Source organism: Phenylobacterium sp. NIBR 498073, assembly GCF_027286305.1.
Taxonomy (GTDB): Bacteria; Pseudomonadota; Alphaproteobacteria; order Caulobacterales; family Caulobacteraceae; genus Phenylobacterium.
In genome coordinates this window covers 2,881,227-2,900,708 of sequence record NZ_CP114599.1, presented here as the reverse complement: position 1 = coordinate 2,900,708, position 19,482 = coordinate 2,881,227, and the positions used below count along the sequence as shown (strand labels likewise).

The 19,482-nt window shown below is 69.0% G+C and carries 21 protein-coding genes and 1 tRNA gene; 17 read left to right on the top strand and 5 right to left on the bottom strand.

Annotated features, from left to right (window positions below; all coding sequences use genetic code 11):
• Positions 1 to 50: 50 nt before the first annotated feature.
• The 5 genes from O4N75_RS14425 to O4N75_RS14405 all read left to right on the top strand — a co-directional run bounded on the left by O4N75_RS14425 (position 51) and on the right by O4N75_RS14405 (position 5,512).
• The gene (locus O4N75_RS14425) at positions 51 to 1,316 is read left to right on the top strand and encodes a TCR/Tet family MFS transporter (RefSeq protein ID WP_269626203.1); all 1,266 of its coding nucleotides are present in this window, start codon (positions 51 to 53) and stop codon (positions 1,314 to 1,316) included.
• A gap of 98 nt (positions 1,317 to 1,414) precedes the next feature.
• Positions 1,415 to 2,830, top strand: coding sequence for a Do family serine endopeptidase (locus tag O4N75_RS14420; protein WP_269626202.1), 1,416 nt, complete (start codon positions 1,415 to 1,417; stop codon positions 2,828 to 2,830).
• A gap of 63 nt (positions 2,831 to 2,893) precedes the next feature.
• The gene (locus tag O4N75_RS14415; protein WP_269626201.1) at positions 2,894 to 4,195 is read left to right on the top strand and encodes a replication-associated recombination protein A; all 1,302 of its coding nucleotides are present in this window, start codon (positions 2,894 to 2,896) and stop codon (positions 4,193 to 4,195) included.
• The gene (locus tag O4N75_RS14410; RefSeq protein ID WP_269626200.1) at positions 4,192 to 4,968 is read left to right on the top strand and encodes an RluA family pseudouridine synthase; all 777 of its coding nucleotides are present in this window, start codon (positions 4,192 to 4,194) and stop codon (positions 4,966 to 4,968) included. The genes O4N75_RS14415 and O4N75_RS14410 overlap by 4 nt, the downstream gene beginning before the upstream one ends.
• A gap of 49 nt (positions 4,969 to 5,017) precedes the next feature.
• Complete coding sequence (locus tag O4N75_RS14405) at positions 5,018 to 5,512, top strand: hypothetical protein (protein ID WP_269626199.1); 495 nt, start codon at positions 5,018 to 5,020, stop codon at positions 5,510 to 5,512.
• On the opposite strand, the gene O4N75_RS14400 is transcribed toward O4N75_RS14405, so the two are convergent.
• The gene (locus tag O4N75_RS14400; protein ID WP_269626198.1) at positions 5,509 to 6,282 is read right to left on the bottom strand and encodes a hypothetical protein; all 774 of its coding nucleotides are present in this window, start codon (positions 6,280 to 6,282) and stop codon (positions 5,509 to 5,511) included. The genes O4N75_RS14405 and O4N75_RS14400 overlap by 4 nt on opposite strands.
• A 110-nt stretch (positions 6,283 to 6,392) precedes the next feature.
• Here O4N75_RS14400 and crcB point away from each other — a divergent pair, with 110 nt between their 5' ends.
• Both crcB and O4N75_RS14390 read left to right on the top strand, forming a co-directional pair.
• Positions 6,393 to 6,776: a fluoride efflux transporter CrcB gene (gene crcB, locus O4N75_RS14395; protein WP_269626197.1), complete on the top strand. Its 384-nt coding sequence runs from the start codon at positions 6,393 to 6,395 to the stop codon at positions 6,774 to 6,776.
• Positions 6,773 to 7,759, top strand: a complete 987-nt coding sequence (locus O4N75_RS14390) for an RluA family pseudouridine synthase (RefSeq protein WP_269626196.1) — start codon at positions 6,773 to 6,775, stop codon at positions 7,757 to 7,759. Before crcB ends, O4N75_RS14390 begins: the two co-directional genes overlap by 4 nt.
• Here the strand turns inward: O4N75_RS14390 and O4N75_RS14385 are convergent.
• Complete coding sequence (locus O4N75_RS14385; RefSeq protein WP_269626195.1) at positions 7,756 to 8,844, bottom strand: winged helix DNA-binding domain-containing protein; 1,089 nt, start codon at positions 8,842 to 8,844, stop codon at positions 7,756 to 7,758. The two genes, O4N75_RS14390 and O4N75_RS14385, sit on opposite strands and share 4 nt — an antisense overlap.
• Before the next feature lie 80 nt (positions 8,845 to 8,924).
• Here O4N75_RS14385 and O4N75_RS14380 point away from each other — a divergent pair, with 80 nt between their 5' ends.
• The 4 genes from O4N75_RS14380 to O4N75_RS14365 all read left to right on the top strand — a co-directional run bounded on the left by O4N75_RS14380 (position 8,925) and on the right by O4N75_RS14365 (position 13,034).
• Positions 8,925 to 9,650 carry an ATP12 family protein gene (locus tag O4N75_RS14380; RefSeq protein ID WP_269626194.1) on the top strand — a complete coding sequence of 242 codons (726 nt, stop codon included), beginning with the start codon at positions 8,925 to 8,927 and terminating at the stop codon, positions 9,648 to 9,650.
• A 69-nt stretch (positions 9,651 to 9,719) separates the two neighbouring features.
• Entirely contained in the window at positions 9,720 to 11,252 is a 1,533-nt protein-coding gene (locus tag O4N75_RS14375; RefSeq protein WP_269626193.1) for an acyl-CoA carboxylase subunit beta, read from the top strand.
• A gap of 90 nt (positions 11,253 to 11,342) precedes the next feature.
• The gene (locus O4N75_RS14370; protein ID WP_269626192.1) at positions 11,343 to 12,176 is read left to right on the top strand and encodes a BON domain-containing protein; all 834 of its coding nucleotides are present in this window, start codon (positions 11,343 to 11,345) and stop codon (positions 12,174 to 12,176) included.
• Positions 12,177 to 12,218: 42 nt separating this feature from the next.
• Entirely contained in the window at positions 12,219 to 13,034 is an 816-nt protein-coding gene (locus O4N75_RS14365; protein WP_269626191.1) for an aminoglycoside phosphotransferase family protein, read from the top strand.
• Here O4N75_RS14365 and O4N75_RS14360 read toward each other — a convergent pair.
• Together O4N75_RS14360 and msrB are read right to left on the bottom strand one after the other, a co-directional pair.
• Positions 13,031 to 14,002, bottom strand: a complete 972-nt coding sequence (locus tag O4N75_RS14360; protein ID WP_269626190.1) for an SDR family NAD(P)-dependent oxidoreductase — start codon at positions 14,000 to 14,002, stop codon at positions 13,031 to 13,033. The genes O4N75_RS14365 and O4N75_RS14360 overlap by 4 nt on opposite strands.
• 71 nt (positions 14,003 to 14,073) lie before the next feature.
• Positions 14,074 to 14,574 carry a peptide-methionine (R)-S-oxide reductase MsrB gene (msrB, locus tag O4N75_RS14355; RefSeq protein ID WP_269626189.1) on the bottom strand — a complete coding sequence of 167 codons (501 nt, stop codon included), beginning with the start codon at positions 14,572 to 14,574 and terminating at the stop codon, positions 14,074 to 14,076.
• Between the two features lie 54 nt (positions 14,575 to 14,628).
• Here msrB and O4N75_RS14350 point away from each other — a divergent pair, with 54 nt between their 5' ends.
• On the top strand, positions 14,629 to 14,949 hold the full coding sequence (locus O4N75_RS14350) for a heavy metal-binding domain-containing protein (protein ID WP_267231822.1): 321 nt from the start codon (positions 14,629 to 14,631) through the stop codon (positions 14,947 to 14,949).
• Between the two features lie 14 nt (positions 14,950 to 14,963).
• The gene (locus tag O4N75_RS14345) at positions 14,964 to 15,368 is read left to right on the top strand and encodes a DUF805 domain-containing protein (protein WP_269626188.1); all 405 of its coding nucleotides are present in this window, start codon (positions 14,964 to 14,966) and stop codon (positions 15,366 to 15,368) included.
• Here the strand turns inward: O4N75_RS14345 and lipB are convergent.
• Positions 15,365 to 16,090, bottom strand: coding sequence for a lipoyl(octanoyl) transferase LipB (gene lipB / locus O4N75_RS14340; protein ID WP_269626186.1), 726 nt, complete (start codon positions 16,088 to 16,090; stop codon positions 15,365 to 15,367). The two genes, O4N75_RS14345 and lipB, sit on opposite strands and share 4 nt — an antisense overlap.
• A 79-nt stretch (positions 16,091 to 16,169) precedes the next feature.
• Between lipB and O4N75_RS14335 the strand changes: the two genes are divergently transcribed.
• The 4 genes from O4N75_RS14335 to O4N75_RS14320 all read left to right on the top strand — a co-directional run bounded on the left by O4N75_RS14335 (position 16,170) and on the right by O4N75_RS14320 (position 19,376).
• Positions 16,170 to 16,421, top strand: coding sequence for a FliM/FliN family flagellar motor switch protein (locus O4N75_RS14335; RefSeq protein ID WP_246370454.1), 252 nt, complete (start codon positions 16,170 to 16,172; stop codon positions 16,419 to 16,421).
• A 48-nt stretch (positions 16,422 to 16,469) separates the two neighbouring features.
• Positions 16,470 to 16,554: transfer RNA gene (locus O4N75_RS14330), tRNA-Leu, on the top strand.
• Positions 16,555 to 16,615: 61 nt separating this feature from the next.
• Complete coding sequence (mgtE, locus tag O4N75_RS14325; RefSeq protein ID WP_269626184.1) at positions 16,616 to 18,046, top strand: magnesium transporter; 1,431 nt, start codon at positions 16,616 to 16,618, stop codon at positions 18,044 to 18,046.
• Positions 18,047 to 18,113: 67 nt separating this feature from the next.
• Positions 18,114 to 19,376, top strand: coding sequence for a glycoside hydrolase family protein (locus O4N75_RS14320; RefSeq protein ID WP_269626183.1), 1,263 nt, complete (start codon positions 18,114 to 18,116; stop codon positions 19,374 to 19,376).
• Positions 19,377 to 19,482 lie beyond the last annotated feature (106 nt).

The window sequence follows — 19,482 nt, the reverse complement described above, 5'->3', positions numbered from 1 at the left end:
GTGGTAGTTCAGGAACGGAAGCGGCCCGTAGCGGCCGAACGGAGGAAATCATGACCGAGCGTGCTCCGAGCGCCTCTGGCGGCGACGACAAACGCTGGGCGGGCGCCTTCCGCTTCATCTTCGCGGCGGCCGTGATCAACGCGGTCTCGTTTGGGATCATGATCCCGGTGCTGCCGAACCTGATCAAGGAGTTCACCGGCGGCGACACGGCTGCGGCGTCGGAATGGAACGTGCTGTTCGGCGCGGTCTGGGGCGTCATGCAGCTTTTCTGCGGCCCGATCCTCGGCATGATGTCGGACCGCTATGGCCGCCGGCCGATCCTGCTGGTGTCGCTAGGCGGCCTGGCGATCGACTTCCTGTTCATGGCCCTGGCCCCCAGCCTGATGTGGCTGTTCGTCGGGCGTGTGATCAACGGCCTGACCGCGGCCAGTTTCTCGACCGCCAACGCCTACGTCGCCGACGTCACCCCGCCGGACAAACGCGCCAAGGCGTATGGCTGGATGGGTTCGGCCTTTTCGTTCGGCTTCCTGGTCGGGCCGGCCCTGGGCGGTTTTCTGGGCGATATCGACCTGCGCCTGCCGTTCTTCGTGGCCGCGGCGCTGACCACGGTGAACTGGCTCTACGGCTTCTTCATCCTGCCGGAATCGCTGCCGCCCGAGAAGCGCGTCGCCAAGTTCGACTGGAAGCGCGCCAACCCGGTCGGGTCGCTCAGCTTCCTGCGCTCGCACAATGAACTGCTGGGGCTCGCCTCCATCGGCTTCCTGTTCCAGTTGGCCCACACCGTGCTGCCGGCGATCTTCGTGCTCTATACCGGCTATCGCTACGGCTGGACGCCCGGCTTCATGGGCCTGACCATGATGGCCACGGGTCTGGCCGGGGTGATCGTTCAGACCCTGCTCGTCGGGCCGGTCGTCGCGCGGATCGGCGAGCGCGGGGCCCTGCTGCTGGGCGCGGCCGCCGGTGCGGCCGGCTTCGCCATCTACGGCATGGCGCAGACTGGCTGGGCCTACATGCTGGGCGTGCCGGTCTTCGCGCTGATGAACTTCCTGATGCCAGGCCTGCAGGGGCTGATGACCCGACGGGTTGCGCCCTCGGCGCAAGGCCAGCTGCAGGGCGCGAACCAGGCGCTGCAAGGCATCGCCTCGGTCATCGGGCCCATCGTTTTCGGCATGACCTTCGCCTGGTCGATCCGTCACGACGGCGTGATGCATCAGCCGGGACTGGCGATCTATCTTGCCTCGGTGCTGCTGGTCGCGGCCCTGCTGCTGTCGCTGCGAGTGGGGCGAGTTCCCAGGGCCGCGGCCGCAGGCGCCTGAGACCCATTTCGGATCGCGACGGCGCAGCCTAGATATGCGCCATCATTGCGCCCGAAACCTCCGCAGAGTGCGGGCCCGAGACGATACCTGGAGACTCTATGCGCGCCTATCGCGTCCTGATCCCCGCCCTGGCCCTGCTGGCCGCCTGTTCCGACCCTGCAGCCAAATCCAACGCCCAGATCCCGCCGCTGGCCCAGCCGACGCGGGCCGCGCCTGGCGACGCCCTGACGATGAAGTCGTCGTTCGCGCCGGTCGTGAAGCGGGCGGCTCCGGCCGTGGTCAACATCTCGTCCAAGCGCCTGGTGCGTCAGCGGGCCGACCCGTTCTGGGAGATGTTCGGCATGGGCGCCCCGCGCGAGCGGATCCAGGGCTCGCTGGGCTCGGGCGTCATCGTCCGCGCCGACGGCATCGTGGTGACCAACAACCACGTCGTGGAGGGCGGGCAGGAGATCACCGTCGCCCTGGCCGACCGGCGCGAGTACACCGCTCGCGTGCTGCTGGCTGACCCGCGCACCGACCTCGCCGTGCTGAAGATCGATGTCGGGAACGAGCGCCTGCCGATCCTGGCGATCGACGACTCGGGGGAGGCCCAGGTCGGCGACCTGGTGCTGGCCATCGGTGATCCCTTCGGCGTCGGCCAGACGGTGACCAACGGCATCATCTCGGCCCTGAACCGCACCGCCGACCCCAACGGCGATGCGTCCAACGCCTATATCCAGACCGACGCGGCGATCAATCCGGGCAATTCCGGCGGCGCCCTGGTCGACATGGACGGCGACCTGATCGGGGTGAACAGCTTCATCCTGTCGCGCTCTGGCACCTCGTCGGGCGTCGGGTTCGCGGTGCCGGCCGCCATCGTCAAGCGCGTGGTCGAGACCGCCGCCGGCGGCGGCCAGGCGGTCGTGCGTCCCTGGCTCGGCGCACGCACCCAGACGGTCACCGCCGAGCTGGCCCGCAGCATGGGCATGAGCGTGCCCCAAGGCGCGCTGGTCGCCGACATCTGGCCGAATGGGCCGGCCGCGCGCGCGGGCCTGCGTCAGGGCGACGTCATCGTCTCGGTCGACGGCCGTCCGGCGGTCGACGCCGCGGCGGTGTCCTATGCCATCTCCTCGCGGCGTCCGGGCGACAGCGTCAAGCTGGGCGTGCGTCGGGGCGCCAGCGAACAGACCCTGACGCTGCGGGCCGAGCCGCCGCCCGCGACCCCGGCCAAGGACGAGCAGGTGATCTCCGGCCGCAATCCGTTCGACGGGGCGACGGTCGTCAACCTGTCGCCGGCGGTGGCCGAGGAACTGGGCATCGATCCGTTCGCCGGCCGCGGCGTGCTGGTGACCAATATCTCCCGCGGTTTTGCGATGAACGCCGGCCTGCGTCCGGGCGACCTGGTCCGCCGGGTCAACGGCCGCGAGATCGGCAGCGTCCGCGAGCTGACCGGGGTGCTCGGCGGCGGCGGCGGCCAGTGGCAGGTGACCATCGAGCGCAACGGCCAGGAGATCACCGCCAACTTCCGGACCTGACGGATGAGGGCGGCGTTCGGCGCCGCTCTCGCTCCGATCCGCGAAGGGCGGTAGAAGGCGCCTATGGCCGATCTCTTTGAAGCAGCTGGGCTGACGCCGCACGCGCCGTCGCCGCTCGCCGACCGCCTGCGTCCGCAGCGGCTGGGCGAGGTGGTGGGGCAGGACCATCTGCTCGGTCCCGAGGGGCCGATCGGCCGCATGGCTGAGGCCAAGCGGCTATCCTCGATGATCCTCTGGGGGCCGCCCGGCACCGGCAAGACGACCATCGCCCGCCTGCTGGCCAAGGAGGCCGGCTACGAGTTTCAGCAGATCTCGGCGGTGTTCTCCGGTGTCGCGGACCTGAAGAAGGCGTTCGAGCAGGCGCGGATGCGCCGGGCCGCGGGCCAATCCACCCTGCTGTTCGTCGACGAGATCCATCGCTTCAACCGCGCCCAGCAGGACGGTTTCCTGCCCTTCGTGGAGGAGGGGATCGTCACCTTGGTGGGGGCCACCACCGAAAACCCGTCGTTCGAACTGAACGGGGCGCTTCTGTCGCGCTCGCAGGTCTATGTCCTCAAGCGGCTCGATGACGAGGCGCTGGAGTCGCTTCTGGCCAAGGCCGAGGCCCACGAGCAAAGGCCGCTGTCGCTCGAACCTGAGGCGCGCCAGGCCCTGGTCGCCATGGCCGACGGCGATGGCCGCTACCTGCTGACCCTGACCGAGACGCTGTTCAACATCGGCGCGGCGAAGCCTTTGTCGATCAAGGACCTGGGCCAGATCCTTCAGAAGCGCAGCCCCGCTTACGACAAGGACCGCGAAGAGCACTACAACCTGATCTCGGCCCTGCATAAGTCGGTGCGTGGCTCAGACCCCGACGCGGCGCTCTACTGGCTGGCGCGGATGCTGGGCGGCGGGGAGGACCCGCTGTTCATCGCCCGGCGGCTGATCCGCATGGCGGTCGAGGACATCGGCGAAGCCGACCCCATGGCGCTGGTCCTGGCCAACGCCGCCAAGGACACCTACGACTTCCTCGGCAGCCCCGAGGGCGAACTGGCCCTGGCCCAGGTGGTGGTGCACCTGGCGGCCGCGCCGAAGTCGAACGCCGTCTACACCGCCTTCAAGGCCGCCCAGCGGGCCGCCAGGGAGACCGGCTCGCTGATGCCGCCGGCCCATATCCGCAACGCCCCGACCAAGCTGATGAAGGACCTCGGCTACGGCAAGGGCTACGCCTACGACCACGACGTCGAGGGCGGCTTTTCGGGGCAGAACTACTTCCCGGACGGCATGGACCGGCAGCGCTTCTACGAGCCCAAGGAGGTTGGCGTCGAAGCGCGGATCAAAGAGCGCCTGGAGCGTTGGGCAGAACAGCGGAACCGCCATAAGTGAAGCCGCGCACGCCGCCGAAGGTGAAGGCCCAGCCCAAGCCTGTCGCCCTGACCGCCGACGAGATCGCCCTGGTCCGCAGCCTGGTGATCTACGAGGACGCCGACATCATGGCGCTCAACAAGCCGTCCGGCCTTTCCAGCCAGGGCGGGCGCGGGCAGGTCAACACCCTGGACGAACTGCTGTGGGCCTTCGCCAAGCCGGGCAAGGCGCGGCCGCGGCTGATCCACCGGCTCGACCGCGACACGTCCGGGGTGATCCTCACCGCCAAGACCAAGCCGGCGGCGAGCTTCCTGGGCAAACACATGATGGGGCGGCGTTTCGCCAAGACCTATCAGGCCATCGTCACCCCAGGCGCGCCGGAGCCGGCCGGCGGCGTGATTGAAGCGGCCCTGCGTCGCGAGGAGGCCGGGCGTGAGGCTTATATGCGCGTCTGCGCAGCCGATCATCCGGACGCCGAGACCGCTCTGACCCGCTATCGGACGCTGGCCAACGGGGCGGGGGCGGCGCTGGTCGAGGCCAATCCGCAGACCGGTCGGATGCATCAGATCCGCGTGCACCTGGCCTCGATCGGCCGGCCGATCGCGGGGGATGCGCGCTACGGCGGCGCATTGATGGCCGGAGGTCATCCTGTGCCGCGGTTGATGCTCCACGCTGCGGCGCTGAGCTTTCCGCATCCGGCGGGTGGGACCAAGACCATCACCGCCGAGACGCCGGCCGACATGCAGTCGCTGATCGAGGTGCTGGGCCTGGCCGGGAACACCGCGCAGGCTTGACCGTTAGCCAGGGTGCCGTGCCAACGGCGCCATTGGCGAGGTCCCCCGCATGCGACGCCTGACAACGACTATCGCGCTCTGCGCCGCGCTCGGCGCCTGCGCCACCGCCCCGACTGTCTATGGACCGGCGACCCGCGCCCAGGGCGTCGGCTTCTCGGAAATGCGCATCGAGCCAGGCCGCTACCGGGTGACGTTCCGCGGCGGGCCGGGCGCGCCGATCGCCCAGGTCTCCGACTACGCGCTGCTGCGGGCCGCGGACCTGACCCTGGCCGACGGCTACGACTGGTTCCGGGTGGTGGACCGCTATGTCGCCCAGAGCGGGGTCGACAGCGGGCCGCGGGTGTCGGTGGGCGCAGGCGGCGGCAGCGGCGGCTACAGCAGCGGCGTGGGCCTAGGCGTCGGCACCAGCTTCAACCTGGGCGGCGGCCCGGCCCTGACCCAGACCATCGAGGTGATCATGGGGCGGGGCGCGCCGCCGGCTTCAGCCGCCGGTCAGGTCTACAACGCCGCGGACGTCCGGCGCACGATCGGCGGGCGTCTCTAACCTTGAGCTTTCTGCGTCTCCTGGGCGCGGGTCGCCACGTGCGTGAAGCCTGCGACTTCGGCCACGTCGGAGAAGCCTTCCGCGGGGAGGCCCTGGGCGATCAGCAGGGGGGCCAGGCCCTGAATCTGCTCGCCGACCTCCAGCAGAGCGGCGGCGACATCGCTGTCGGTTCCGGCCACATCTCCGGCGTCGAACGCCAGGGCCTGCAGCCGCACGTCCTTGAAGGGCGCGGCGGCCTCACGGCCGGGCTGCAGGCGGCCGAAGACCCCCTTGCACATGGCGCCGAGCAGGCTGGCGACTTCGTTCAGTCGGCCCGGCGGGGTGCCGCGGTTGATCTCGGTGACCTCGACGATGACGCGCGTCTTCAACGCCTGCGCCGACCCGTGAACGGCCTCGGGCAGGCTGGCGCGGCCGCGGCGCCCCGCTAGGGTGCGAAACGACTGGGGGATGATCAGCGGGAGCTTGGCTTCGGCCTCGGACGGCCGCAGGCGGCTGGCGAAGTCGAGCGTGGCGCGGTCGATGGCCTCGACGTCGCTGTCGGTCAGGCGGCCATAGGCCCAGGTCGGGATGATGACGCTGGTCTTCACGTGGCGGACCACAGGGCGGATCCGCAGCGCGGCGGTGGCGGCGTGGCGCAGGCTGACCAGTTCCTCGATCGAATAGTCGAGGGCGAGGATACGCTGCTCGCTGGTGGCGAAGGTCCAGGGCGGCAAGCCTTCGGAAGGTCCTACCGTGACCTCTACTCCGCTCTCGCCCGCCACGTCCGTCATCCAGCAATCCAATTGGGTTCGGACCATGCCGGGACGGCCTTAACGCGTCGTGACGCGGTGCGATTAACCGACCGTTTGCGCGGGAGGGCCGGCGCGTCGCATAAGGGTACATGGAAAAGGTGTTACTTGTGGCCGCTGGAGGCGCCGTCGGCGCTGTGGCGCGCTACGCCCTTGGTGTTCAGGCGCTCAGGCTATGGGGACCGAACTGGCCGTTCGGGACCTTCATCGCGAACGTGTCGGGCGGCTTGCTGATGGGTGTGCTGGCGGGCTATCTCGCCCATCGCGGCGGCGGCGATCAGGAAAAGCTGCGCGTCCTGCTGGGCGTCGGGGTGCTCGGCGGCTTCACGACCTTTTCGGCGTTCTCGCTGGAGGTCGCCCTGATGGTGGAGCGCCGCACCTATGGTCAGGCCTTCACCTATGCGACGGCCTCGGTGTTACTTTCGATGAGCGCGCTGTTCGTCGGTCTGCTTTTGGCCCGGAGGGCGTTCGCGTGAGAGAAGTTCGCAATATCGCCGTCGACCCTGGCGAAGACGGGGTGCGGCTGGACCGCTGGTTCCGTCGGCGCTGGCCGCATGTCTCGCAGATCCAGATTCAGAAAATGGCGCGCTCGGGGCAGATCCGGGTGGACGGCGCGCGCGCCAAGCCCGATCAGCGCCTGACCGCCGGCGCGATGATCCGCGTGCCGCCGCTGCCGGACGCTCCCAAGCCCGGCGACAAGCCCGGCCTCGACCCGCGCGACATCGCCTACGCCAAGTCGCTGGTGATCTACGAGGACGAGGAGGTCCTGGTGATCAACAAGCCCTCGGGCCTTGCGGTCCAGGGCGGCACGAAGACCACCAAGCACGTCGACCGCCTGCTCAGCGCCTGGGGCGAGGGGCTGGAGCGCCCGCGCCTGGTCCACCGGCTGGACCGCGACACCTCCGGCGTGCTGGTGCTCGGCAAGACGCCCGGCGCGGCGGCCAAGCTGTCGGGGGCGTTCGCGCGTCGCCGCGCCGAGAAGACCTACTGGGCGCTGGTGCTCGGCAATCCGAAGCCCTCGGAGGGGGTGATGGAGCTGCACCTGGTCAAGAAGGGCGTCGGCGACCGCGAGATGGTGGTGCCGGCCGACCCCAAGGACCCCAACGCCGATCCGGCCGAGACCGAGTTCGTCACCGTCAGCCGCGCGGCGCATCGCGTGGCCTGGATGGCGCTGCGGCCGCATACTGGACGGACCCACCAGCTGCGCGCGCACATGCTGGCCATGGGCCATCCGATCCTGGGCGATCCCAAGTACAAGACCGACGCCTCGGCTGAGCTTTCCGGGAGCCTGAAGCTGCAGCTGCACGCCCGGCGGCTGACCCTGCCGCATCCCTCGCGCGGCACGCTGATCCTGGAAGCGCCGATCAGCAAGGAGCTGAAGGAAGGTTTCAACCGCTTCGGCTTCGACGAGCATGAGGCCGATCCCGAGCCGTTCAAGGCCCGCCGGCGCCGGCACTAGCTCTCGAAGGCGACGTCCGGCTTGGCGTCGGGCGCCAGGAACGCGGCGGCGGACAAGGCCTCGGCCTCGATCGCCCTGCGGTCCTGGGCGGAGACCTTTTCGAACAGGCGCACGCTGACGGAGACGAATTTTTTCTTGGCTTCGATCCGCCAGGTCCCGGCGACCACGCCGTCGACCAGCACCATGGCCGGGATCAGGCCGTTCTTGCTGGCCATCAGCGGCGCGTGCTCGGGGCGGATGATCCCGGTGCGGTCGGCCCGGCAGAGCACGGCGCCGTCGAAGTCGGCCAGCAGGCGGACAGGGGCGGGGGTGTCGCCAGGAACGCGCGCGGCGTCCTTCAGGTCGTAGAGCTTGCGTCCGCGCTCGTCCCTGAAGGTTGCGAGTTCACCGCCCAGGGCCTCGAACGTGGCGGCCGCGGCCTTCAGCCCCGACCAGGCCGAAAAGTCCGCCGGCAACGACGGGCCGTGGGCGGCGAGGTAGCGGCGCGCCAGGGCCTGGGGGTGCGGCTCCTCGCGCTCGTCGCGCCCCAGCCAGGTCTTGGCCAGGGTGAAGTCGCCGCCGGGCTCGTGACCGAACGGGGCGTCGGACGAGGCCTGCACCAGCGGCAGGAACATTCGCGTGGCGTAGGCGAGCGGCCGCACCGGATCGAAGCCTTTCGCCTCCAGCACCTGACGCACGCTTTCGAAGTCCTTCGGTTCGGGCGCGAAGTGTTCGCGACCGATGGCCAGAACCGCGTCGAGCAGGTCCGGCGTCGGTTTCAGGCCCCAGGGCAGGGTGACGTCGCGCGGGGGCATGACGGTCGTGCGGAAGGCCAAAACATCCTCGGCGCTGGCCAGGTGCAGCGTGCCGCGCATCAGTGTCGAACGGACGACCCGCCGGGCCTGGATAGCGTCCAGAAGATCCTGCCGTCGGAAGTCCCGCAGCCGCGCCCACAGGCCCAGGAACGGCGCCCGCGGCAACTGCGCCTGCATTGCGAACAGTCGCTCCAGCGCCGCGACCGGATCGAGCGCCTGCCGCTCCAGCAGCATCTGCCGGTCCAGCAGGATGCGGTTGAGGTCGCGCGGGCCAAGGACGGTGTCGCTCATGCGCCAAGGATCGCCGAGCCGCCCCAGCTTGCGCAATCGCCGCGGGGGCGTCATTGCACGCGTGAGCTAAGGAGATACGCGTGCAGAAGGGCTTCATAGAGCCGGGCGAGAAGCCCAAGAGGTTCTACAAGGACGTCTCGGTGGTCGCCGAGGACGGCGCCTTCTCCGTCAAGCTGGACGGCCGCAACGTCCGCTCGCCCAAGGGCGGCAAGCTGTCGGTCCCGACTAAGGCCCTGGCCGAAATGGTCGCGGCCGAATGGGACGCGCAGGGTAAGCACATCGAGATCGCGGCCATGCACATCACGCGTCTGGCCTTCACCGCCACCGAGGCGATTCCCCAGGCTCGCGACGCCACCGCCAGCCAGATCGCCCAGTACGCCGCCTCGGACCTGCTCTGCTATTTCTCGGAAAGCGGCAACAGCCTCTACGACCGGCAGGTCGCCGGCTGGGAGCCGGTGCTGCGCCGGGCCGAGCACGAGTTGGCCCTGGTGTTCCGCCGCGCCACCGGGATCGTCCACGCCGAGCAGCCGGAAGCGACCCTGGACAAGGTCAAGGCATTGGCCCTGGATCTCGACGATTTCGCCCTGACCGGGGTGGCGTTCGGCACGCCGCTGTTCGGCTCGGCGGTGCTGGCGCTGTCGCTGCAACGCGGCTGGCTGACGGGCGAGGAAGCCTGGACCCTGTCGCGGATCGACGAGGCCTACCAGGAAGAAAAATGGGGCGTGGACGAGGAGGCGGCCGAGCGTACGGCGCGCCTGCTGGAGGAGGCGCGCATGCTCGAGAGCTGGTTCAAGGCCCTCGCCTGAGGCGGCTGCCCGGTTGCCAGCGCCGGATCGTCCGACTACGCCTTGAACCTTGGCGTGGGAGGCCGATGCGTGAAGCACATCCTTGAAGAGCTTGAGAAGCGCCGTGGGGAGGCGCGTCTGGGCGGGGGCGAGCGTCGGATCGCGAGCCAGCACGGCAAGGGCAAGTTGACGGCGCGCGAGCGGCTGGAGCTGCTGCTGGACGAGGGCTCGTTCGAAGAGTTCGACATGTTCGTCGAGCACCGGGCGGTGGACTTCGGGATGGCCGACAACCGGGTGCCAGGCGACGGAGTGGTGACCGGCTGGGGCAAGATCAACGGCCGACTGGTGTTCGTGTTCTCCAAGGACTTCACGGTGTTCGGCGGCAGCCTGTCGAACGCCCACGCCCGCAAGATCGTCAAGGTGCAGGAGCAGGCGCTGAAGGTCGGCGCCCCGATCATCGGCCTGTTCGACGCCGGCGGGGCGCGGATCCAGGAGGGGGTCGACGGCCTGGCCGGCTATGCCGACATCTTCCTGCAGAACACCCTGGCCTCAGGGGTGATCCCGCAGATCAGCGTGATCATGGGCCCCTGCGCGGGCGGCGACGTCTATTCGCCGGCGATCACCGACTTCATCTTCATGGTGAAGGACACCTCCTACATGTACGTGACCGGCCCGGACGTGGTGAAGACCGTCACCCACGAGGAGGTCACCCACGAGGAGCTCGGCGGCTACCGGGTGCACGCGATCAAGTCGGGGGTCGCCGACGGGGCGTTCGAGAACGACCTGGAGGCGCTGACCCAGGTGCGCCGGCTGGTCGACTTCCTGCCGCTCTCCAACCGCCAGAAGCCGCCGGTGCGCGAGAGCTTCGATGCGCCCGACCGGCTGGAGCCCTCGCTCGACAGCCTGGTGCCGGCCAACCCCAACAAGCCCTACGACATGAAGGAGCTGATCCTCAAAGTCGTCGACGAGGCCGACTTCTTCGAGATCAGCCCGGAGTTCGCCAAGAACATCATCTGCGGCTTCGGCCGCATCGAGGGGGCCACGGTCGGCATCGTCGCCAACCAGCCGCAGGTGCTGGCCGGGGTGCTCGACATCGACTCCTCGCGCAAGGCCGCCCGCTTCGTGCGCTTCTGCGACGCCTTCGAGATCCCGCTGGTCACCCTGGTCGACGTGCCCGGCTTCATGCCCGGCACCCGCCAGGAGCAGGGCGGGCTGATCCGCCATGGGGCCAAGCTGCTGTTCGCCTACGCCGAGGCCACCGTGCCCAAGGTCACCTTGATCACCCGCAAGGCCTATGGCGGGGCCTATGACGTGATGAGCTCCAAGCACATCCGCGGCGATCTCAACTACGCCTGGCCCTCGGCCGAGATCGCGGTGATGGGCTCCAAGGGCGCGGTCGAGATCATCTTCCGCTCCGAGATCGGCGACCCCGAGGCCATCGCCGCCCGAGAGGCCGAGTACAAGGAGCGCTTCGCCAATCCGTTCGTCGCCGCTTCCCGCGGCTACATCGACGATGTCATCATGCCGCACTCCACCCGCAGGCGCATCGCAGGCGCCCTCAAGAACCTCCGGGGAAAGCAACTCGCCAACCCCTGGAAGAAACACGACAACATCCCGCTGTAGGGGCGAGCTCGCGGCGCATCCCGTCCGGAACCGGCGCCGCGATCCCTCGTTCTCGCTCGCATGACGTAGCGACAACCAGGGAGAACGACCATGTCCGATCGTTGGATGGACGAGCGCGAGGAACTGGAACGGCTGGATCGGGAACGGGGCTATGGCCGCCATCGCCGTGAAAGCGACGGGGACCATCGCCATGATCGTGGTCTTTACGGAGACCGCAGCTTCCGGCCTCGCGGCGAGGAACATGTGTTCGGCGAACGCGAAAGCGGCGTCGACTATGCGAGCCCCCGCAATTCCGGCGACTACGCCTACGAGGCCCGGATGGCGCGGCGCGCACGGCGCGAGTACGGCGACTATGCCCGGCGCGCCGACTATCGCGACGACGACCGCCCGATCACCCGCGGCGGCGCCTACGCCTATGGAGGCCCGCGTCATCGGGACGGCCGCTATGGCGACGAGCGCTGGCGTGAGGAGCGCGCCTACCGCGTCGCCTACGGCGACCATCACCCGGACCACATCGGCCACTATGAGGACGAACCTGATCGACGCAGCTTCTGGGAGCGGGCCGGCGACCGCGTGGCCTCGTGGCTCGGCGAGGGCGGTTATCGCGGGCGCGGCCCCAGCGGCTACCAGCGCACCGATGCGCGGATCAGCGAAGAGGCGCACGAGCGCCTGACCGACGATCCTTGGCTCGACGCCAGCGCGATCACCGTGACCGTCGACGGCGGCGAGGTGACGTTGTCCGGACACGTGGCCGAGCGCGAGGCCAAGCACCGGGCCGAGCGGCTGATCGAGGACATGGCTGGCGTGACCCACGTGCAGAACAACCTGAGGGTCCGGCGCAACGATCCGATCACCGGCTCGGGCTCGGGCTTCGGTGATTCCGCCAACGCCGAGCAGATCCGCGCGGCGGGCCGCAAAAACTAGCACCTCCCTGGTCCGGCCGCTCCGCCTCCCTACATTGGCGACGTGACGGGGCCATCATTTCAAACCTGGCTCGACCGTTGGGACCTTGTTCCCGACGGCGAGGCCTTCACCACCGAGTACACCGGAAGCTGGCTGCTGCCGGTGCGCCGGGGCGATCGCGCCGCGATCCTCAAGCTCGCCTACGTGCCCGAGGAGATCGCCGGCGCGGCGCTGATGGAGTGGTGGGACGGGCAGGGCGCTGCTGAAGTGCTGGCCCGCGAGGGACCGGCTCTGTTGCTGGAGCGCGCCGAAGGGCAGCGGTCGTTGATCCACATGTCGCGCGGCGACCAGGACGATGCCGCCACGGCGATCATCTGCGATGCCGTCGAGGTGCTGCACGCGCCGCGCGCCGTGCCGCCCCCCGCGACGCTCGTTCCGCTGGAGGTCTGGTTCGGCGCGTTGGGACCGGGCGCGGCCAACCACGGCGGGGTGCTGGTCAAGGCGCACGAGACCGCGCAGGTCCTGCTCAGCGACCCGAGAGAGGTCGTGCCGCTGCACGGCGACCTGCACCACGGCAACATCCTCGACTTCGGGCCGCGCGGCTGGTTGGCGATCGACCCCAAGGGCGTGCTGGGCGAGCGCGGCTATGACTACGCCAACCCGTTCTGCAACCCGGACACCGCCACGGCGCTGATCCCCGGCCGCCTGGACCGCTATCTGGACCTCGTCTCCAGCCGTGCTGACATGGAGCCCCGCCGGCTGCTGATGTGGATCCTGGCCTACAGCGGCCTGTCGGCGGCCTGGATCCTCGACGACGGGGATCCAGCCCAGTTCGACAGCTCGATCGCCGAGCTGGCGGCCGCGCGGCTTTACGGCTAGCCGCCGATCCGCCAGCCGACCTCGCGCGCGAAATCGGTGAAGAACTCCGGCTCGTAGGCGCGTTCGGGATCCTTGCGCACCCACTGGTCCAGGGCCAGGGCGTCGTCGCCGACCAGGATGCGCCAGCGCTCGGCCTTCACGCCGTCGAGGATCACCTTGGCGGCCGCGGCCGCGGTCATTGGCGCATCCTCGAGGAAGCTGCGGGCCATTTCAGCCGACATCGCCTGGATCGCAGCGTCGGGGACGGAGGCGACGTCCACGCCGGCGGCGGTCAGGCGAGCGCGGGCCTGGGCCAGTTCGTCCGGGCTCATGTCGTCGGAATCGACCCCGGCCTGGACCTTGCGGGAGTTGGCGACGATCGAGGTGCCGATGTGGCCGGGCATCACCACCGAGCACTTGATGTGCGGGGCGTTGATCCGCAGGTCGGTGACCAGGGCCTCGGTGAAGCCCTTCACCGCGAACTTCGCGGCGGCATAGGCGGTGTGCGAGGTGTTCGGCCCGATGGTCGCCCAGAATCCGTTGACGCTGGAGGTGTTGATGATGTGGCCCTCATCGGCGGCCATCAGCATCGGCAAGAAGGTGCGAACCCCCAGATAGACGCCGCCCCAGCAGACGTTGAAGGTCTTTTCCCAAGCCGCGCGGCTGTCGGCGATCATGCTGCCGCCGCCGGCGATGCCCGCGTTGTTGAACAGTAGATGGATGCGGTCGGTCTGCTGCTGCTCGGCCAACTCATCGCGGAAGGCGATCAGCGCCGCCTCCAGCGACACGTCGGCGATGTGGGTGGTGACCTTGGTGCCCTGCGGCTTGCCGTCGGCCTCGATGAGGCGGACGGTCTCGGCCATGGCCTTGGCCGAGACGTCGCACATGGCGACGTTGCAGCCCTCGGCGGCGAGCTGACGGGCCAGTTCGCGGCCCATGCCCGTTCCGCCGCCGGTGATCACGGCGGTCTTACCTGCGAAATCCTTCACGGCGTCGCCTCCCTGGCGTTGTTTGCGAGGGAGCCTAACGCGCTTTCCGCCCAGTCCGCCAAGCGGTCCTGTCAGGCCGTGGCGCCGGCCAGGGCGGCGTTGTCGCCGCGGCCAAGCGGATCGCGCAGGGGCGAGCCGTTCTGGACGAACTCCAGCGACACCGAGTTGATGCAGTAGCGCAGCCGCGTCGGCGGCGGGCCGTCGGGAAACACATGGCCCTGATGGCTGTCGCCGTCGCAGCGCGCGCAGCGGGTCTCGATGCGGATCATGCCGTAGCTGACGTCACGCACGCCGATCACATGGCTTTCGTCGAAGGGCGCGAAGAAGCTGGGCCAGCCGGTCCCGCTCTCGAACTTGGTCTTGGCGCGGAACAGCGGCAGGGCGCAGAGGCGGCAGCAGTAGACGCCATCCTCCTTGTTATCGAGCAATCCGCCGCAGAACGGGGCCTCAGTGCCGTGATGCAGCAGGACGTCGGCCTCTTCGCGCGACAGTCCCGCCTCAAGCGAGGCGCGCTCGTCGGCGGTCGGCGGGGTGAGGTCGAAACCGGAAGGGGAGGCGGCTGGCGTGCTCATGGTGGTCAATCTAAGGTCGGCGCCCCGTTCGCGAAAGTGTCCCCAGGAGCCGCCATGATCACCAGCACCACCCCCTATGTGGCTGAGCGCGAAATCGCGCGGACGGTCGGCGTGGTCAGCGGCGAGGCGATCATCGGCGCGCACATCTTCCGCGACCTGTTCGCTGGCATCACCAACATCATCGGCGGCCGCGCCGGGGGCTACGAGAAGGCGCTGCGCGAGGCGCGCGACATCGCCCTCCGTGAGATGTGCGATGAGGCCGCCAAGCTAGGCGCCGACGCCGTCGTGGGCGTGGACCTGGACTATGAGGCGCTGGGCGCAGACAACGGCATGCTGATGGTCACCGCCGCCGGCACGGCCGTCAAACTGCGCTAGCGGACGGAGGGGGCATGAACGGCCAGACGGACTGGGGCGCGCTGCTGCTCTCGGCGCAGGGGCGGATCGCCCGTGCGCCGTTCCTGATCGCGGCCGCGACCCTGCTGGGCCTAGCGGCCGTCTACGAGGCCGTGGTGGGCGTCACCCTGCACTGGCTGACCGGATGGTTCGTCTATCCGGCCCTGATCTACGCCGGGGCCTGCGTCCTCTCCAAGCGCCTCCATGACCGGGGCAAGTCGGGCTGGTGGGCGGCGTTGATCCTGTTCGCTCTCGTCGCGGTATGGCCTCAACCCGTCGGCTTCTTCGACTTCCTGTTCGGTCTGGCTCTGGTCTGGGCGGCGGTCGAGCTGGGGGTCATGGGGAGCGAGATGGGCGCGAACCGTTTCGGCCCCAACCCCATGCGGCCCGCGAGCGCCTAGACCGGCGCTTCGGCTTCCTCGACGTCGCCGAACACCAGCCGGAAGCTGGCGCGAAGGGCCTCGTCGGCCTCGTCCATGGTCACCGGCAGCCCCAGGTCGACCAGGCTGGTGACCCCGTGCTCGGTCTGGCCGCAGGGCACGATGCCCGAGAAATGGCCGAGGTCAGGCTCCACGTTCAGCGATATGCCGTGGAACGACACCCAGCGGCGCAGCTTCACCCCGATGGCGGCGATCTTGTCCTCGCGAGTCGGGGCGCCGGCCGTCTTGCGCTCCACCCAGACCCCGACTCGGCCGTCGCGAATCTCGCCCTCGACATTGAAGCGGGCGAGGGCGCCGATCACCCAGGCCTCGAGGCTGGCCACGAAGGCGCGGACGTCGCGCCGGCGCTTGGTGAGGTCGAGCATCACATAGGCCACGCGCTGGCCGGGGCCGTGATAGGTGAACTGCCCGCCGCGGCCGCTGGCGAAGACCGGAAATCGATTCGGGTCGAGCAGGTCGTCGCCCTTGGCCGAGACCCCGGCGGTGTAGAGCGGCGGGTGCTCGAGCAGCCAGACCAGTTCGCCGGCGGTTCCCTCGGCGATGGCCGCGGCCCGCGCTTCCATGGCCGCCACCGCTTCGGGATAGGGAACCGGGGCGCGCGACACTGCCCACTGGGCGGCCAGGCCATCGTCGCGGCCGAAGATCGGCGCGTCGGGCGACAGGTTTAACGAGCGGTCAAGCATGTTGGACTCAATGTGGTGAGCAGGCCGGGCGCGTCAAAGCCCTGCTGGGATGTCTCTAGTGTTTCAAAGGCTTTGCGTCTTGGGTCAGGTCAACGAGGTCAACGTCGAAATATCGGTCCTGCTGGGCCGGTCGACCCTGCCGATGCAGCAGTTGCTGCGCATGGGCCGCGGCGCCGTGATCCCACTCGATGCCGGCGTGAACGAGGAAGTCTGGATCCTGGCGAACAACCATCCGGTCGCCCGCGGGGAGATTCAGATCAACGAGGACCGCATCTCGATCGCCGTCACGCGTGCGGCAGATGTGTATGACTTCATGGCAGGCGGTCAGTAGGGCTTCACAAAGCTTCAGGGGTTTGCTACCAGCCGCGCCTCACCACGAGCGGTCGTGGCGGAATTGGTAGACGCGCAGCGTTGAGGTCGCTGTGGGGCAACCCGTGGAAGTTCGAGTCTTCTCGACCGCACCAGTGAATCAGGGTCTTCAACAGCGACTGAGCACATCTTCGTCCGACGCCTAGGGAGGTCCGCATGAGCCGCGAAACGGCCGACCTGTCCGAAGCTGCCGACAAGATTTCTCCAGAGCTCGAAGAAGACCTTGAAGACCTCGCCCTAGGCGAGGACTACGCGCTAAATCCCGAATTCGTGGCCATGGTGGTGGACGCCGCCGATCGCGGCGACGCTGAGCGTCTGCGCGAACTGCTAGGCGCGCTGCACCCGGCCGACGTCGCCGACCTGATGGGCTTCCTGTCGGCCGAGTATCGCGACGAGGTGCTGGCCCACCTGGCGCCTGAAGCCCTGGCTGAGATTCTTTCCGAACTCGACACCGAGATTCGCGAGGAGGTGCTGGAGACGGTCGCCCCTGCGACCCTGGCCAAGGCGCTGGAGGAGCTCGATTCGGACGACGCGGCCGACGTCGTGGACGACCTGGAGGATGACAAGCGGGTCCAGGTGCTCGCGGCCATGCCCGAGACCGAGCGGGCGGCGATCGAGACGTCGCTGGCCTACGAGGACGAGACCGCCGGTCGCATCATGCAGCGCGAGGTCGTGGCCGCGCCGCAGTTCTGGACCGTCGGCCAGACCATCGACCACTTCCGCAAGGAAGCCGAGGACCTGCCCGAGCTGTTCTTCGACATCTATGTGGTGGACCCCAGCTACAAACCTGTCGGTGGGACGCCGGTCAGCCACCTGCTGCGCGCGCCGCGCAGCACGCCGCTGGCCCAGATCATGGAGCCGGTGACGGAAATCCCGGTCGGGATGGACCAGGAAGAGGTCGCCTACATCTTCGACAAGTACCACCTGATCTCGGCCCCGGTGGTGGAGCCGGGCGGGCGGCTGGTCGGCCAGATCACCGTCGACGACATCGTCGGCGTCATTCAGGAGGAGAGCGAGGAGGACATCCTCGCCCTGGCCGGGGTGTCCGACGCCGGCCGGAACGCCGACGTCCTGGACATCATTCGCGCGCGCCTGCCTTGGCTGGCGCTCAACACGGTGACCGCGGCCCTGGCCGCCAGCGTGATCCGCGCCTTCGAGGGCGAAATCGCCAAGCTGGTCACCCTGGCGGTGCTGATGCCCATCGTGGCCTCGCTCGGCGGCAACGCCGGCACCCAGGCCCTGGCCGTCGCCGTACGCGCCCTGGCCAGCAAGGAACTCTCCTCGGTCAACGCCTATCGGACGGTTTTCCGCGAGATGGCCGTGGGCCTGGCCAACGGGGCGGCCCTGGCGGCGGTGACCGGCGGGGTGATCTATTTCCTGTTTCGAGACGTGATGCTGAGCGTCACGTTTGGACTCGCGCTCATCATAAACCTGTTCGTCGCCTCGCTGGCCGGGGTGCTCGCCCCGCTGGTGCTCGAGCGGATGGGGCGCGATCCGGCGGTTTCGTCTTCAGTTTTCGTGACTTTCGCCACGGACTTCACGGGTTTCTTCGCCTTTCTCGGCCTCGCCGCCGTGATCCTGCTGTAACCGGCCCCTATTTTGCCGGCTAAGCCGTGGGCGCATGCGCCCATGTGTCAGGATGGGTCAATCGGCCATGAAACCGCGTAACCAGGTGTCGAGATCGGCTATCGAGCTGATCAAGCGCTTCGAAGGCTACCGCCGGAAATCCGCCCAGCTGCCCGATGGGCGCTGGACCATCGGCCATGGCCACACTCTGACCGCCCGCGAGGGGGCCGAGGTCTCGGAACAGGACGCCGAGGCCCTGCTGCTCTACGATCTGATCGCCGTGTCGCACTCGATCAACGAGTGGGTCTTCACCCCTCTGAACCAGAACCAGTTCGACGCCCTGACGGCGTTCGCCTTCAACATCGGCCTGGAGAATTTTCGGCGCTCATCGGTGCTGCGGCGGCTCAATGAGGGCAGCCTGATCCAGGCCGCCTGCGCGATGGAGCTGTGGCGCAAGGCGAAGTTCGAGGGCGAGACCATCGTGGTCGACGCCCTGGTGCGCCGCCGTTCGGCGGAAAAGACGCTGTTCCTGACGCCGGTCGACGGCTGGATCCCGGCGCCGTCGCCCGTGGTGCGGCCGAATATCGACCTGGACGCGACCGGCGTGGTGCCGCGCCAGACGCCGACGGCGCTGAACGCGCCGATGGACGGCGCCCTGGCGATCGTGGAGCGCGACGCCGCCCACCAAGAGCAGCCGGTCGGAGCCGTCCCGGAAGACGACCAGCAGAGCCCGACGGCGGCGGCCGCCGCATCGGTGTCGTCGCGGCTGTCCAACATCTTCAACGAACCGGTTCAGAGGGGACCGGTCGTCGACCCGCCCCCGCGGCTGGTCGTCGAGGAGCCCGCCCCGGTGACCGGGCTGCGGTTCCCCGAGCCGCCCGACGAGCCGGCCTTCGTCCTGACCCCGCCGGGCGAGGAGGAGTTCGCCGCGCCGGACGCGTTCGAGACGCCGAAACTCGAACTGGTCGCGGCCAACGAATCTGAGCCCGAGCCTACGCTGTTCGAGGCGCCGCAGGCGTCCACGGCGCCTGAGGTCGAGGCCGTGCTGGAAGCTGCGCCGCCCGAGCCTGAGCCGCCGACCTGGGACCGGCCGAGGGCGGTCCGGCGGCCGAGCCTTCTGCCGGCGGTCGGTCTCGCTGGCGCGGGAGTGGCGCTGTTCGGCGGCTGCCTGTTCTGGGCGCTGAGCATGCCCCAGCCGCAGGCCGCCGGGACGATGAACCCAGGTACGGTGATCTGGCTGGCCGGCATCGCCGGGGTCGGTCTGATCGGGGTGGCGGTCTACATGATCCTCGACCGACTGGGCCGCCAGGACATCGAACACGTGGACGCCATCCTCGAGCGCGACGAATAGCCACGGGCCCGTTCCGCCTTAGCCGCGACGCGTGCTAACCATGCCACATGAAGTGCGCCGTTCCCATTACGGCAGCCTTGAGCGCCCTGGCGCTTGGGGGCTGCGC

Bases quoted from the DNA above. Each gene is read 5' to 3' on its own strand.
- O4N75_RS14425 (WP_269626203.1), top strand. From the start codon at position 51: ATGACCGAGCGTGCTCCGAGCGCCTCTGGCGGCGACGACAAACGCTGG.
- O4N75_RS14420 (WP_269626202.1), top strand. From the start codon at position 1,415: ATGCGCGCCTATCGCGTCCTGATCCCCGCCCTGGCCCTGCTGGCCGCC.
- O4N75_RS14415 (WP_269626201.1), top strand. From the start codon at position 2,894: ATGGCCGATCTCTTTGAAGCAGCTGGGCTGACGCCGCACGCGCCGTCG.
- O4N75_RS14405 (WP_269626199.1), top strand. From the start codon at position 5,018: ATGCGACGCCTGACAACGACTATCGCGCTCTGCGCCGCGCTCGGCGCC.
- O4N75_RS14400 (WP_269626198.1), bottom strand. From the start codon at position 6,282: ATGACGGACGTGGCGGGCGAGAGCGGAGTAGAGGTCACGGTAGGACCT.
- crcB (WP_269626197.1), top strand. From the start codon at position 6,393: ATGGAAAAGGTGTTACTTGTGGCCGCTGGAGGCGCCGTCGGCGCTGTG.
- O4N75_RS14385 (WP_269626195.1), bottom strand. From the start codon at position 8,844: ATGAGCGACACCGTCCTTGGCCCGCGCGACCTCAACCGCATCCTGCTG.
- O4N75_RS14370 (WP_269626192.1), top strand. From the start codon at position 11,343: ATGTCCGATCGTTGGATGGACGAGCGCGAGGAACTGGAACGGCTGGAT.
- msrB (WP_269626189.1), bottom strand. From the start codon at position 14,574: ATGAGCACGCCAGCCGCCTCCCCTTCCGGTTTCGACCTCACCCCGCCG.
- O4N75_RS14350 (WP_267231822.1), top strand. From the start codon at position 14,629: ATGATCACCAGCACCACCCCCTATGTGGCTGAGCGCGAAATCGCGCGG.
- O4N75_RS14345 (WP_269626188.1), top strand. From the start codon at position 14,964: ATGAACGGCCAGACGGACTGGGGCGCGCTGCTGCTCTCGGCGCAGGGG.
- lipB (WP_269626186.1), bottom strand. From the start codon at position 16,090: ATGCTTGACCGCTCGTTAAACCTGTCGCCCGACGCGCCGATCTTCGGC.
- mgtE (WP_269626184.1), top strand. From the start codon at position 16,616: ATGAGCCGCGAAACGGCCGACCTGTCCGAAGCTGCCGACAAGATTTCT.
- O4N75_RS14320 (WP_269626183.1), top strand. From the start codon at position 18,114: ATGAAACCGCGTAACCAGGTGTCGAGATCGGCTATCGAGCTGATCAAG.